The organism is Mucilaginibacter inviolabilis (assembly GCF_011089895.1).
Classification (GTDB): Bacteria; Bacteroidota; Bacteroidia; order Sphingobacteriales; family Sphingobacteriaceae; genus Mucilaginibacter; species Mucilaginibacter inviolabilis.
Genome location: NZ_JAANAT010000001.1, coordinates 2,136,874 through 2,150,972, shown reverse-complemented (window position 1 = coordinate 2,150,972; position 14,099 = coordinate 2,136,874). Strand labels below are relative to the sequence as shown.

11 protein-coding genes are annotated in these 14,099 nt (G+C 43.7%); 7 read left to right on the top strand and 4 right to left on the bottom strand.

Annotated elements, in window-relative coordinates:
- Positions 1-15 precede the first annotated feature (15 nt).
- Complete coding sequence (locus G7092_RS08575; protein WP_166088151.1) at positions 16-735, top strand: DUF1028 domain-containing protein; 720 nt, start codon at positions 16-18, stop codon at positions 733-735.
- A 136-nt stretch (positions 736-871) separates the two neighbouring features.
- A complete protein-coding gene (locus tag G7092_RS08570) occupies positions 872-1,621 on the top strand; it encodes an AAA family ATPase (RefSeq protein WP_166088149.1) in 750 nt (249 codons plus the stop codon).
- Positions 1,622-1,881: 260 nt separating this feature from the next.
- Here the strand turns inward: G7092_RS08570 and fabV are convergent, their stop codons facing one another.
- Positions 1,882-3,075, bottom strand: coding sequence for an enoyl-ACP reductase FabV (gene fabV, locus G7092_RS08565; protein WP_166088146.1), 1,194 nt, complete (start codon positions 3,073-3,075; stop codon positions 1,882-1,884).
- A gap of 218 nt (positions 3,076-3,293) precedes the next feature.
- On the opposite strand from fabV, the gene G7092_RS08560 reads away from it, so the two are divergent.
- Positions 3,294-3,488, top strand: a complete 195-nt coding sequence (locus G7092_RS08560; RefSeq protein WP_166088144.1) for a hypothetical protein — start codon at positions 3,294-3,296, stop codon at positions 3,486-3,488.
- A gap of 162 nt (positions 3,489-3,650) precedes the next feature.
- Here the strand turns inward: G7092_RS08560 and G7092_RS08555 are convergent, their stop codons facing one another.
- A complete protein-coding gene (locus G7092_RS08555) occupies positions 3,651-5,489 on the bottom strand; it encodes a right-handed parallel beta-helix repeat-containing protein (protein ID WP_166088142.1) in 1,839 nt (612 codons plus the stop codon).
- 92 nt (positions 5,490-5,581) lie between these two features.
- On the opposite strand from G7092_RS08555, the gene G7092_RS08550 reads away from it, so the two are divergent.
- Entirely contained in the window at positions 5,582-6,706 is a 1,125-nt protein-coding gene (locus G7092_RS08550; protein WP_166088141.1) for a DUF4097 family beta strand repeat-containing protein, read from the top strand.
- 130 nt (positions 6,707-6,836) lie between these two features.
- Here the strand turns inward: G7092_RS08550 and G7092_RS08545 are convergent, their stop codons facing one another.
- Positions 6,837-7,808, bottom strand: a complete 972-nt coding sequence (locus tag G7092_RS08545; RefSeq protein WP_166088139.1) for a hypothetical protein — start codon at positions 7,806-7,808, stop codon at positions 6,837-6,839.
- Between the two features lie 111 nt (positions 7,809-7,919).
- On the bottom strand, positions 7,920-9,884 hold the full coding sequence (locus tag G7092_RS08540) for a M1 family metallopeptidase (protein ID WP_202985239.1): 1,965 nt from the start codon (positions 9,882-9,884) through the stop codon (positions 7,920-7,922).
- Positions 9,885-10,129: 245 nt separating this feature from the next.
- Here G7092_RS08540 and G7092_RS08535 point away from each other — a divergent pair, with 245 nt between their 5' ends.
- Genes G7092_RS08535 through G7092_RS08525 form a run of 3 tightly spaced genes read left to right on the top strand, consistent with a single transcriptional unit; the run spans position 10,130 to position 13,708 of the window.
- Positions 10,130-11,122: a DUF6438 domain-containing protein gene (locus G7092_RS08535; protein WP_166088137.1), complete on the top strand. Its 993-nt coding sequence runs from the start codon at positions 10,130-10,132 to the stop codon at positions 11,120-11,122.
- 50 nt (positions 11,123-11,172) lie between these two features.
- A complete protein-coding gene (locus G7092_RS08530) occupies positions 11,173-13,185 on the top strand; it encodes a thioredoxin domain-containing protein (RefSeq protein ID WP_166088135.1) in 2,013 nt (670 codons plus the stop codon).
- Positions 13,186-13,210: 25 nt separating this feature from the next.
- The gene (locus tag G7092_RS08525; protein WP_166088133.1) at positions 13,211-13,708 is read left to right on the top strand and encodes an FKBP-type peptidyl-prolyl cis-trans isomerase; all 498 of its coding nucleotides are present in this window, start codon (positions 13,211-13,213) and stop codon (positions 13,706-13,708) included.
- The last annotated feature ends 391 nt before the right edge of the window (positions 13,709-14,099 follow it).

Genomic DNA, 14,099 nt, shown 5'->3' with positions numbered 1-14,099 from the left:
CGTTATCTTTATTTTGTGAGAAAACTAAAACAACTGGTGTTAACCCTTGGCCTGGTGATTGCCATAGTTGGCAACGCAAAGGCGACATGGTCAATCATTGTCATCGATCCCCAAACAAAAGAGATCGGCATTGCTGGTGCTTCATGTACATTTAGCGTTTATGGCATTGGCGGCATTATTCCCGGCAAAGGGGCGGTAGTGGTACAGGCCATGAGCAATAAAGATGCCCGCGACAAAGGGTTGCAAATGGTTCTTGCTGACGCATCGCCAGAAGAGATTCTGAAGGCGATCAGGAACCCCGAATTTGATCCCGAACAGCAGCAATATGCTGTAGTATGTCTTCATAATCTCGACAGACCGCAAACCTACACCGGCCTGGAAACAACCACCGACAGGGGTGCTGAAACCGCAAAAGGTGTATCCATTCAGGGCAATACCTTGAGCAATAAAGAGATGCTTCATAAAATACTGGAGGCGGTGCTTAAAGCGCAAAAGGAATCGCTCAGTATTCAGGATGTTTTGATGCTGGCCATGGAGGCCGGTGCAGAATACGGTGGTGATAAACGCTGTGGTGATCGCAAAGCTTTGAGTGCTTTCCTGACAGTAGCCCGGCCTAATGACGACCCTAAAAAGCCATATATTAATATCATTATTAACCAAACAGGCGATGACACCAACCCCATCAAAACATTAAGAACTAAATTTAATGAGTGGAAAAAACAGCAAAAGGGTTAAGGAATGCGGAGAATGGTGTTTAATATCGAACACTGAACATCGAATGTTGAATAATGAAGTGGGTGGAAAATCTACGTTCGATATTCAAAATTCATGATTCGGTATTATTTCTTTTCTTCCTTAAATTTACCGGGCCATGGAAGCAAAGCCCTATCTGCAGCAAATATCGCTTGAGCGCGAGTCGGTGGCCTCGTTTGAGGCGTACCCCTTTCATATACCCGCGATAAAGAATCTGTCGTCAATGACCTTTCATCGGGATGTTACTTTTATTGTTGGCGAAAATGGCTCGGGTAAATCAACCCTCATTGAAGCTATTGCCTTGCATCTGGGTTTGGGTATTGAGGGTGGCAGCAAAAATATGCAGACCAAAACGCATCAAAATGCCTCAGTTTTGTTTGATTACCTCACCAGTTCCAAAAGTTATCGCAAACCTTCTGATTATTTCTTTTTGAGGGCTGAGAGTTTCTACAACGTAGCCACTTATCTGGAAGAGGCAGATAAAGGCAAGATCCAGCAAAATTACGGCGTAAGCTCCCTGCATGAATGTTCGCACGGCGAATCATTTATGGCCACGTTAACCCATAGGCTTTCGGGTAACGGACTTTATATTTTTGATGAGCCCGAAGCGGCTTTATCGCCCGCAAGGCAATTGGCGGCTTTATCAGCCATTCATGAGTTGGTACAGGCCAATTCGCAGTTTATTATCGCTACACATTCGCCTATTTTGCTGGCTTATCCCAACGCGGTTATTTACCAGTTGGATGAGGAGGGTATGCGCAAAATAAACTATGAAGAAACCGAGCATTTCAGGCTCACCAAATACTTTTTGGATAACCACGAAGAAATGACGCGTATGTTGATGGGGAACCCATTGGATCTTTCCTGAGTTTTTTACTCCAAGTCACGTCATACCGAACTTGTTTCGGCATCTCACATGCAAGGTGTGCAATAAGGCGATTAACCTGTCCTGAGAGATCCTGAAACAAGTTCAGGATGACCGTTTATTTATTGCAGATAAATAAAAACGCGTCATTGCGAGGTACGAAGCAATCTCTATGCTATACAGAGCGAACTTTTATAGTTGACCTGCTTATGTAGAGATTGCTTCGTACCTCGCAATGACGCGTGGGGGATTTTATGAATTAATTATCCTACTAATCCCGGTATCTCAACCATTTCATCAACATCGTCCTGGTAGTTTACACCGGGAACGTCGAAGCCGAACAGGTTCAGAAAATCGGTTCTGTAGCCTTTCAGATCTCCCAGATCGGGTAGGGTTTCGGTAGTAGCTTGCAGCCATAGTTTGGCTATTTGGGCTTGCACTTCGGGGTTCATTTCCCAATCATCCACACGTACACGACCTTCGGTATCTGTAGGTATATCGCCACCGGTGAACAGGCGCTGCTCAAATAAGCGTTGTATCTGTTCAATACAACCTTCCTGTGTGCCCTCGGCTTTCATGATTTTATATAACAGCGAAATATACAGCGGGATAACCGGTATGGCCGAACTTGCCTGGGTTACCAGCGCTTTGTTTACCGATACCAGGGCTTTGCCATTGATGTCTTTCAATTGGTCGCTGATCTGCTTAGCAGTGGCTTCCAGATGGTCTTTGGCCCTGCCAATGGTTCCTTTACGGTATACCTTTTCGGTAACTGCCGGACCAATGTAAGAGTAAGCAACAGTTAAAGCGCCATCGGCCAGTACGCCGGCAGCTTTCAGATCGTTGATCCAGAATTGCCAGTCTTCGCCACCCATTACGGCTACGGTATTGGCTATCTCTTCGTCTGTTGCGGAGTTGATAGAAATTTCGGATACCACACCGGTATGAAAATCAACAGTTTTATTGGTAAAAGATTCGCCGATAGGTTTTAATACAGAACTATGGGTTATACCGGTTTTAGGATTAGTGCGGCGTGGTGAAGCCAGACTGTAGATCACCAGGTCAACCTGTCCCAGGTCGGCTTTAATCAACTCGATAGTTTTTTGTTTGATCTCGTCAGAAAAAGCATCGCCATTGATACTTTTGGCATATAAACCGGCCTCATGAGCCTGTTTTTCAAAAGCGGCGGTATTATACCAGCCTGCAGATGCCGGTTTGCCGGGTGCCGGTGGTTTTTCAAAATAAACACCCACGGTGGCTGCGCCGGATCCGAATGCGCTGGTGATTCGGGAAGCCAAACCGAAACCGGTTGATGCGCCAATAATGAGCGCTTTTTTGGTGCCCGCAGGGTTGTTTTTTGATTTAACGTAATTGATTTGGTTAATTACGTTTTGTTCGCAGCCTTTTGGATGTGTTGTTAAACAAATAAAGCCGCGAATTCTGGGTTCAATAATCATAAATGCAAAATTGATTTTAACAATATTGGGGCATATATAAGCAAACTTTTCCTAAAATGGTTTTAAAATTTTTAAGGAGAAGGGAAAGAAGGCTAGAAGTGGTGCGGTGATAACACCGACCACGGGCCGAAGCTTGCGCTCGTTTGTAACGAGTGCTTATGTGGTTAAGCGATTGCATCGCTATTGCGTTTTAAACGCAAACCCATATTAAGCACTCGTTGCAAACGAGTGCAAGTAGAGATTTATTAATTAAAGTTTTAAACGGTGAAACTTCTATTCTAACACAACAAGTTGCAGATGATGATATCGCAAAATTAAACAATGAGGCTCAAGCAAGACAAATGGAGCTTCAGGCGTTAATGATTAATTATTACAAAAACGATAAAGCGGTTAATGTCAAAATAGTGAAATAGCTTTTCAGCTTGCAATTTTCCATTTCTAAGATATATTTGATATGAGGGATTAATTTGTCCAAACAGACGTATTATTACCAGATTTCTCTTTCGCACAACGCTCAAGCCCGGACATGCTCTATCGAAATGACAACTTTTATTTTTTTTCTATGGGTTATAAATCTATTGCCTAATCATATTCCCCGCCACCTTTACATCAGTACAATCTTTCAGCTCCAATCCTTTTTTAATATCAAAAGCCTTATCTGCTTTGATGGTATTATTATTAAAAATGATTCCAGAGGTGCTTTTTGCAGATAGCACCTTCGTTCCCTGCAAATCAAAGTGATTATCTGTAATAACTATGTTTTGATGCACCGGACCGCCTGACTGTTTATTTTCCGGACAGATGATAATGGCGGGTTCGCCGCATTGTATAAATTGATTATGGCGGATAGTTACATCTTTAACCATACCCGATTCATACCAGCTGGCGGCATCGTTGGCAATGGAAATACCACTCATGTGCGGATGCAGAAAAACGGTGTTTTCGATCACTGTTTTTCTGCGGGATGTTACGAGTATGCCCCGTGTCGGTATGCGGGCCACTGTATCCTGACGAATCCAGATTTGTGGTGTCCAGGTGGTGTTTTCTATTACATCCGTTGGGTTCATATGCGCAGGAACAGGATTTTTAAGCGTCAGCAGGAAATCTTTATCGTTGATTTTTTGCACCTGTACCACCACATTATTGCTGTACTCCCGCAGGGTTTCGGCGTGGATAAAGGCTATGCTATCGCCAGAAGTGAAGGCATCAAAGCCGTAAGTTTGGTTGTGCATAAAACGCACCAGTACCTGTTGCGGCTTTGGCGTGTTGATCACCCGTAGATAGGTGCCGTGTATGTTGATAGCATCGTCATTAGCGCCGGATAGGTAGGAATTGCTGATCTCGATCTTCCCACGGCAGCCCGAAAAATGCAGGATATCGGCCCAGGCGGCACAGGTACGACCAGATGCAGGATCGGGCCTCACGCTGATGTGGTCCATACGGATGTTTTGACAAAACTGGCTCACCACGCCCATGCCATGCATAAAATTAATATGGATGTTTTTAAGGCTGATGTTTTTACTGCGCTGCATAAATATGCCCGAGCAATCGCGGGTTACATCACGGTTCTGGTATATCAGTCCGGTTTTAAAGCCCGGGTTCTTTTTAAAATAAGCCCGCACCAGGTTGGTGCCGGTTTCTGCGTAACGGATGCTGTCAACTGCGATATCCATACGCTGCAGATCGCCCGTTTGCGGGTCGAGTACCTGCCAAAGCCAAAAAGGTTTGTGTTGCCAGCCTTCGCCTTGCCAGGTAAGCAGGCTATCTTTAATACTGTATTTAGAGTCGGGGTGAATCTGTATATCGGCAAAATGATCACCGGTGTTTACTACCGTTAATTCCGACACGGTAGGCCGGTAATAATCATAAGTAATGCCATCAATGCTGATGTTTTCGCTGTGATCAACACAGGTTTCGATCATTTTTCCACGCAGTACTATTTTGGCTCCTCGCGCTTTGATATCCACAAACCGGCAATTGTTTACATATAGGGCGATAGCTTTCATGCCATCGGGTACATCATTGGTGTTGGAGATTTGGAATTGTTTTTTTAAAGCGCCATCCGGGTAAAAATTATATACTCCCGGTGCAAAATTAACAACAATGTGCGCCATGCTGCTCCCTTTGGCTTTCAGTATGAATGAGGTATGGAAATCGCCGGGAGCAATAATATTTACCTGTTCGCCAGGCAAAAGCGTTTGTTGGTTAAGCGGGGTAAATGTTTTCCAGGCATGACGGCTATCTGTGCCTGTATTTTGATCGTTACCGGTTTGCGGGTTAATGTACCAGGCTTTTTTACCTGCCTGGGCCGGGATGGAATAGCAAAGTATCAGTAAGTGAACAGACAGTATCAGAAGCGGGCAGTATTTTTTCATATCGGGCAGAAAAATAGAAAAAATAGCGGCAACGTTCATGATTATTTTTTGTTGTGCAACGCGCCGGGAAAATGTTTGTCATTTAAGGCAGAAATGTATCATTATCAATAAAATATTAAACAACCGACAACATGAAACCTAAGCTCATTTTACTATGCCTTATTGCCGCAATGTTTGGAACAAATGCGGCAAATGCCCAAACTGTTTCTGATAACGACGACGCCCGCCAGGATACGGCCCTTGTTCCGGTAATGATGAAAGCTGTACCGAGCCCGTTTGAGCTCGAATATGCTGGCACCGATTTGAAAAATAAAGTAGAAAATGGCGACCTAAAGGAAAAGGTTAAAACCTACAGTAAAGTATACCCGGCAGCCGGCAATGATGAGTTGAAAATAGACAATAGTTTTGGCGAAGTAGTGGTGAATACCTGGGATCGGAAGGAATTTAAGGTAGAAGTACAGATAAAAGTTTACGCTAATGCAGAGGCCGACGCCGACAAATTTTTGAATTTTATTCAAATTAATGACAGCAAAACGGCTGGATTGGCATGGTTTAAAACCGTAATTGGCGAAAATGGCAGCCTGAGTCCTGAGTTATGGAAAGGGGAGGACAAAAAACATATCAAAAAAATAGAGATTAATTATGTGGTTTACATGCCGGCAAAAAATGTACTGAGCATCAATAATAAATATGGTAACACCACCTTACCCGATCTGCAGGGAAAAGTAACTATACATAGTTTTTATGGGAGTTTAAAGGCAAAAAGCCTGTTGAACCCGCTGTGTGAAATTAAGGTCCGTTTTGGGGATGTTAATATCGGCACTCTTACCGGAGGCAACTTACAAATAACCTACGGCAGCCTTAACCTGGCAGAAAGCGATAAATTAAACGCGGATATCAGCTATGGTCCGGCTAAAATTGGAACTCTGCGTACTTCAGGGAATATTAAGGTTAAATATTGTGGCAAGCTACAGATTGCAGATTTGGATAAAAACCTGAAAATGCTGGATATCACCTCGTCGTACTCCAGCGTAAAAGTAGGGATCAATAACAACGAAAACGCCAATTTTGATATCAGCACCTATTATGGTTCATTTAATTACGACGGTACCCATGCCAGCATATCCAATAAAACACCGGGGACAGATACGCATGGTTTTACCGCACAAAAAAGTTATACAGGTCAGTTAGGTAAAGGTAACGCGGATAAAACCATCACCATCAGATCGAATTTCGGACGGGTGGATTTTAATTAAGGGGATTGATGACCTGGGAATTAACCGTTTGTGGAGGTGTCACCCTGAGCATCGTCGAAGGGTAGAGCGCAGAGGCCCACCCGACATGCTTCGACGATGCTCAGCATGAAGATCAATACCCTAATAAATTTTAAGGAGTAAGGACCTCTATTTTTTCGTGCCCTGCTATAGCTATTTGTTTGGTTTGCCGGTTGAATACAATTTGTGGTATTTTATCATCACGATTTATTATAGCGGAGTTTTGATTACCGCTATCAATAGTTTCGTCGCTGTTTATTATTTCGCCCGTGTGGATATTGATGATCTTCGGGAACAGGTACATATCCCAGGCTAGGTTTTCATCAATCGCGAATAGGTTTCCAAACTCTCCCTTTGCTTTGACCGGTTTAGAGATTTGGTTAATTTCCAGATCCCAGATGGCTATATGCTTTGGCGGTAAGTTATTGTTCTCTCCGTCTATAACCTCGTCAGATGAGCCTATGAGTATTCTATTGTTGTCAATGAAACTGGCAGTGCAAATTTCTGTACCGACACCTGGGTACAAAGTTGATTGGTCGAGTTGCAATGGGTTCTTTAGACATTCCTCTATATTAAAAACATCAATCCAATTTAAGGGGTGCCATAACCAGCCTTTGCTCATTAAAAACTTATTGTCACTGCTTATTTCCAGCCGCGAATAAAATACATCACCGGCATCCCTTTCGGGTATATGGGTGACAATTTCGCCGGTTTCCACGTTTTCAAAATCAAGCTGGCAATAGCTTATGGGGCAATGGATCAAATAGGTAATGTCATTTACGGTAACAAAAGCCGCCGGATATTCATAAACATTAGCACAGTAATAGCTACGGTTAATTTCTCTTAATAGCTCGCCTTCTTTTAATAAAAGCCCCTTTGTACCCAACTTTTGATAAATGAAAGCATACTTTCCATCAGCCGAATTAATGGAGCCATCAAAGTTGAGTGTGAGATGATACTTATGAAGCTGTTTTATTCGTCCGTCGATAAAATATTGTGTTCCTGCTGCGCCCCAATCAGCAATAGTATCGCCAAACCAGCTAATCGTATACAGAAAGTTTGTAGTTAATGTTTGTCTTTCCATGACTTGGTTTAGGTTGATTTATACTGTATTCGCAGGGCAATATTATTAAAGTCCTAATATAAAAAAGCGACAGGTAAAATACCCGTCGCTTTTTAAAAATTGTCAAACTCACTAATTCCCTTCGTAAGTATTATTTCTGAGGTCAACATCCGGTAATTCGTGTTCCGGATCTATCACGATGGATTTGATGGCCGATGTGGATGGATATTTAAAGGTCCACACACCGCCGCGCTGCCAGATGTTTACCGGCAAGTGAAGCGTTTCGGTTTTACCATTTACCTGGGTAATCTTCAGATCAACCGGCATGACCATTTTTTCTTTGTTGGTTAGGGTGATCATGGCGCCATGAGCAGCATCGTCCTGTACATATTTAACCGATGTAATGGCCTGGTCAAGTTTCCAGGTGGTAAAGAACCATGGTTTCCAGAACCAGTTCAAATCTTCGCCGCTGGCATCATTCATGGCCCGGAAAAGATCGTACGGTAGTGGGTGCTTAAACGCCCAATGTTTGATATACTCGCGGAAAGCATAATCAAAACGTTCTGGCCCAAGTACAACGTTACGTAGTATATCCAGGCCCAAAGCGGTTTTATTATAGTACTGACCGTAATCATTTAAGCCGATAGCTTCCGGAGCGGTCATCAAAGGGTCTTTGCTGTTGCGGTAGGATGCCAGTATGTTTTGCGCTTGTTTAGATGGCTCGGCATATTCACCGTTGTTAAACTGCTGACTGGCATACTCATTAATAAAAGTATTGAAACCTTCGTCCATCCACATGTATTTGCGCTCGTTGGAACCCACGATCATCGGGAACCAGTTGTGACCGATCTCGTGCGTAACATCGCCCCAAAGCTGACCTTTTTTAAAGTTGCTGAGGCAAAATATAGCGCCCGGGTACTCCATACCCAAAGCCACGCCCGATACGTTAACGGCCGAGTTCCATGGGTATTCATAATAAGCTTTGGAATAGATCTCCATACTGTTTTTGAGGTATTCTGTTGAACGGCCCCAGGCATCGTTACCTGCGCTTTCAACCGGATAGGCCGACATGGCAATGCCTTTACGACCCGAAGGGAAATTAACCTGCGCCGCATCCCATATAAAGGCATTGGAGGCGCCCCAGGCAATATCACGGGTGTTTTCCATTTTATAGTGCCAGGTTAAGTTGCCCTTGAACGGACGTGTAGAGGCTTTGCCCACTTCACCGGCTTTAATGATCATTTCTGTTTTGTCGCTGGTTTTGGCTTTGGCCAACCGGCTTAGTTGGGCGGGACTAAGTACTTCTTCAGGATTTTGCAGATCGCCGGAACCTACCACAATCATATTGGCAGGGGCGGTGATGTAATAATCAAAGTCGCCGTACTCACAGTAAAACTCACCCAGGCCCATGTAGGGCAGGGTGTTCCAGCCTTCTACATCATCATAAACGCACATGCGCGGGTACCATTGGGCAATTTCATATACATAGCCTTGTTTAAACTTTTTACGACCCATACGGTCGGCGCCATAAAAGGGGATGGCAAAATCATAGTTGATCTTTACCTGTATCTTTTCGCCTTTACCATCAAGCGGGGTATTCAGACGTAATTGCATGCGGGCATCGGTGATAACAGGCGTTACGGTATAGGTTTCGCCTTTATAAGTTACAGTTACCGACCCGATATGATAGCCACCGCGACTAAATCCGCGAACATCGAAACGATCGCCTGATACCGGAGTGGTTGCCGCTCCGCGTGAATCAGGGCGGAACAGGTTTTGATCCAATTGCAGCCACAGGTAATCCAGCTTATCGGTACTGTTGTTGGTATAGGTAATGGTAACCTCGCCGGTAATGGTAGTATCGCGACCTTCGTTCAGGGTGGCTTTTATCTGGTAATCGGCACGGTTTTGCCAGTAATTGGCGGCGGGCTGTCCGCTGGCAGAGCGGGTACCACCGCTGGTAACAGGCCAGGTAATGGGGCCAAATACGTCCTGGTGATTGTATTTTGGGGTATCGGCAGTTTGCGCTGCCACGGGTATTGCACCGGCTAATAAGCCCATGGCGCATAAAAAGTCGATCAGTTTAAAATAGCGCATTTGAATTATTAATAATAAAGCCGCAAATAAAGGGAAATAATTTGTGAACTTGATAATTTGAGTGCTTAATCGATTGCGTATAAGCGAATTTTATAAGCGGGTAATGGTATTGTTACGAGTTTATAATTATTGAATTAGTGATTTATTGAATTAATGAGTTTTTTATGGAGAGCGTTAAATTCCATACTTTGATTTATGATTTTATTAATCGATATTCATGCAGATATGAAAATTTTCCTAACCTGATGAAACGCCTGCTGCTTTTTTTACTTTTTTTCTCCTTTGCTTTTTCAGCCTCAGGCAACGCCGTTGACAGCCTGAAAACAGATAACGATGTTTTAAAATTTGTACTTAAAGTTGATAGCAATTTAACTTATAAAGGCGAGTCACAAGTTACCATAGTGCCCACAGATACATTGCTTAAATTAATAAAATGCAATGATGTAGCGCGCCAATGGAGCGTTAAAGCCTGGCAAAAGGTTGATTTTAATCGGGACGGACGTACAGATCTGTTAGTTACGCTAAAATGGTATAATGTATTTCATGTATTTGTTGTTATTGATAAAGGAGATAACCTATTTAAAGCATTAGATTTAACCAGGGGGTGGCTAACTGGCGAAAATTGTCAATTGGCATGGCCGATTAAAGTAGCTGACAAACAGATGCTTGCTTTTTATTCAAGAACTTATATTTATGAGGGAAAAGTAAGAGATGGTGAATGGAAATGGAGAACAGAGTTAAAAACGGATACACTGGTTTATTTGTACGACGATTTTATTGAATATAATCCGAAGGTTAAAAACTATGCCATTAGGTCTATCAGCATAAATTCGCGTCCGACTGCATGGCCTGGACCTGAATATACCGCGAATATACAGGCAGATGGTAAGGCTGCCTATTCTGCATTTAAGTTTAAATCTGAAAGCGGATATTTCACAGGTAAAATTTCAACAAATAAGTTGGCCGAATTAAAATCGTTGCTTGATTATATTCAGGTAAAAAAACTCAAAGACGATTACCAAGCTCAATGGACTGATGATCAAGCTGTTGACTATGAAATAGTATTTGAAGATGGCACCGTAAAAAAGATAAATGATTACGGAACCATTGGGACTTTTGGCTTGCGTCGCCTATATAGTTTTCTTCTTGATCTGAGGCAAAGTGAGTATTGGGAACCAATGAGAATTCCCAAAAGTATACCACGGGTAGAACTGCCTCATGTTAATAAGCTTCATTAGCCTGCCAATGTTCATTTATATCCGCATCTTTGCTATCAAACACATCTGCTATGAATCGCCTGGCTAATTCTACCTCTCCGTATTTATTACAACACGCCAACAATCCGGTTAACTGGTATCCCTGGGGTAAAGAAGCCCTGGACAAAGCCAAAGCCGAAAACAAACTCATCCTGGTGAGTATCGGTTACTCGGCCTGTCACTGGTGCCATGTAATGGAGCATGAAAGTTTTGAGGACGAAGCCGTAGCTGCCGTAATGAACGAGTTTTTTGTGTGTATTAAGGTGGATAGGGAAGAACGCCCCGATGTTGACCAGATTTATATGAGCGCTGTGCAACTGATGAGTGGCAGAGGTGGCTGGCCGCTGAATTGTATCTGCCTGCCCGATCAGCGACCTATTTATGGAGGTACCTATTTTCGCAAAAACGACTGGACCTCCTTATTATTTAACCTGGCCGATTTTTATAAACAAAAACCCGAAGAGGCCGAAGAATATGCCGTGCGCCTTACCGAAGGCATCCAAAACTATGAATCGGTACAGTTTGTTGAGGAACATCCCGAATATACCCAAGCCGATCTGCAGGTGATCGGCGATAACTGGAAACGCTATTTTGATCAATACGAAGGTGGTACCGGCAACGCGCCTAAATTTCCCATGCCCAATAACTGGCTGCTGCTGATGCGTTATGCCCACCTGATGAAGGATGAGGAGATAGCCGCACAGGTAAAGCTTACCCTGCATAAAATGGCCTTCGGTGGTATTTATGATCATATAGGCGGCGGTTTTGCCCGCTATTCGGTTGATGGCCGCTGGCATGTGCCCCATTTCGAAAAAATGTTGTATGATAATGCCCAACTCATCAGCCTGTACGCCGAAGCATACACCTGGAGCCCGGATGCGCTTTATGAGCAGATAGTAGAGGAGATCATTACCTTTTCGACCCGGGAACTGGCTTCGCCTGAATTAGGCTTTTACTCGGCACTGGATGCTGATAGCGAAGGGGTGGAGGGCAAGTTTTACATTTTTACCAAAAAGGAAATTGAAGAGATCCTGGGCGAAGATGCTGCCGAACTATTCTGTATTTACTACCATATTACCGATGATGGCAACTGGGAAGAAGAGCATTCCAATGTATTGTTCCGCCGGGAAAGCGATGAAGATTTGGCCGAACAATTAGGCTTAGGGGTAGACGATTTGTTATCAGAGATAAAAGCCTCACGCAAAAAGGTATTTGAAGTTCGCAGGCACCGCGTAAGACCGGGCCTGGATAATAAGATTTTGGCCTCCTGGAACGGACTGATGTTAAAAGGTTTGTGCCAGGCTTACCGGGCATTTAACAATCCCAAGTACCTGGAACTGGCTTTGCAAAATGCCGGGTTTATCTATGCTAATCTGATAAGTCAAAATAGCAGGATATCAAGAGTTTATAATGTCAATACGACAGGCGAGGTCTCAGTTGCATTTTTAGATGATTATGCCAATATCATCGATGGATTCATCGCCTTATATGAAGTTACTTTTGATGAACAGTGGTTGCAACAGGCTAAAAAGCTGACCGACACCGCTATAGCGCATTATTACGATGAAATAAACGGTATCTTTTTTTATACTGCCGATGATGACGAACAGCTGATAGCCCGCAAGTCAGAGATCATGGATGGGGTTACGCCGGCCAGTAATTCGGCCATGGCGATCAACCTGAAAAAGTTAGGCTTGCTTTTTGATCATGAAGGCTATGCAGCGGTTTCGGCGCAGCTGTTACGCAACATTATGCCGCAACTGGCTAAATACGGCACAGCCTATTCTAACTGGTCCTTATTATTGCTTGACGAAGTGTTTGGTATATATGAAATAGCAATAACAGGCAACGAAACCGAAACTGTGCGAAAGGAAATAGAAAATAATTACATCCCCAACAAAATAATCTTGGGTGGTAAAAAAGGAAGTTTACCTTTGTTGCAGGATAAGTTTGGTCAATCAACACAAATTTTTATTTGTAAAGATAAAACCTGCGGATTACCTGCCAATAATACGGCCGATGCTTTAAAACAAATTGAGGCCTGATTGCTTATTTAAAAAATACTTTACAATGAAGATTGAACCACAACACGTAGTATCATTAACTTACGATTTGTATGTTGACCGCGACGGAGCCGAAGTTTTAGCCGAAAGCGCCACGCAAGAACAACCGTTAACCTTTTTATTCGGCGCTGGCCAGATGCTGCCCAAATTTGAAGAAAACCTGAGCACGCTGTCGACCGGTGATGCTTATGAGTTTCGTCTTTCTGCCGCGGATGCTTACGGCGAATATGACGAAGAAGCGGTAGCTAACCTGCCTAAAGAAATGTTCCAGGGTCAGGAAATTCCTGAGATCGGCAGCATTTTGCCTTTACAGGATAACCAGGGTAACCGTTTCCAGGCACAGGTAGTATCTGTTGCTGAAGATGCTGTTATTGTTGACCTGAACCATCCGATGGCGGGCCAGGAACTGCACTTTAAAGGTAACATCCTGAATGTACGTCCGGCTACACCGGAAGAGTTATCACACGGGCATGCACATGGTCCGGATGGTCACCACGATCACTAATTTTATTTTTATTGATATAAAAAAAGCGCCAGGCATTTAATGTCTGGCGCTTTTCATTTTATCCATGTTTTTTATCGCGTCATTGCGAGGAACGAAGCAATCTCGTTATAGCAGAGAGGTTTACATGGCGTATACCCGCTCTTGGCCGCGGGAGGGCCAGTTACTTTGTAGCCACAAAGTAACCAAAGGGCTTTCAGCAGAAATGCTTCTTTGCGCACCCGGCCTTTGCCCTGCAAATCAGGCAGAACCAGGGCTGCAATTATTTTGCCCTACTTTGTTCGCTCCAGCCCCGGGCTTCAGCAAAAACTTGCTATGCCCCGCATCCGCACCGCCCGCCATTGTTCTGCCTGCTTTCGCCTGAAGCTTATCTGCTGACGGGGAAGGAAAAATA

Excerpts from the sequence above, each read along its gene's own strand:
- G7092_RS08535 (WP_166088137.1), top strand. The coding sequence starts at position 10,130 with ATGAAACGCCTGCTGCTTTTTTTACTTTTTTTCTCCTTTGCTTTTTCA.
- fabV (WP_166088146.1), bottom strand. The coding sequence starts at position 3,075 with ATGATTATTGAACCCAGAATTCGCGGCTTTATTTGTTTAACAACACAT.
- G7092_RS08530 (WP_166088135.1), top strand. The coding sequence starts at position 11,173 with ATGAATCGCCTGGCTAATTCTACCTCTCCGTATTTATTACAACACGCC.
- G7092_RS08545 (WP_166088139.1), bottom strand. The coding sequence starts at position 7,808 with ATGGAAAGACAAACATTAACTACAAACTTTCTGTATACGATTAGCTGG.
- G7092_RS08540 (WP_202985239.1), bottom strand. The coding sequence starts at position 9,884 with ATGCGCTATTTTAAACTGATCGACTTTTTATGCGCCATGGGCTTATTA.
- G7092_RS08525 (WP_166088133.1), top strand. The coding sequence starts at position 13,211 with ATGAAGATTGAACCACAACACGTAGTATCATTAACTTACGATTTGTAT.
- G7092_RS08555 (WP_166088142.1), bottom strand. The coding sequence starts at position 5,489 with ATGAACGTTGCCGCTATTTTTTCTATTTTTCTGCCCGATATGAAAAAA.
- G7092_RS08570 (WP_166088149.1), top strand. The coding sequence starts at position 872 with ATGGAAGCAAAGCCCTATCTGCAGCAAATATCGCTTGAGCGCGAGTCG.
- G7092_RS08550 (WP_166088141.1), top strand. The coding sequence starts at position 5,582 with ATGAAACCTAAGCTCATTTTACTATGCCTTATTGCCGCAATGTTTGGA.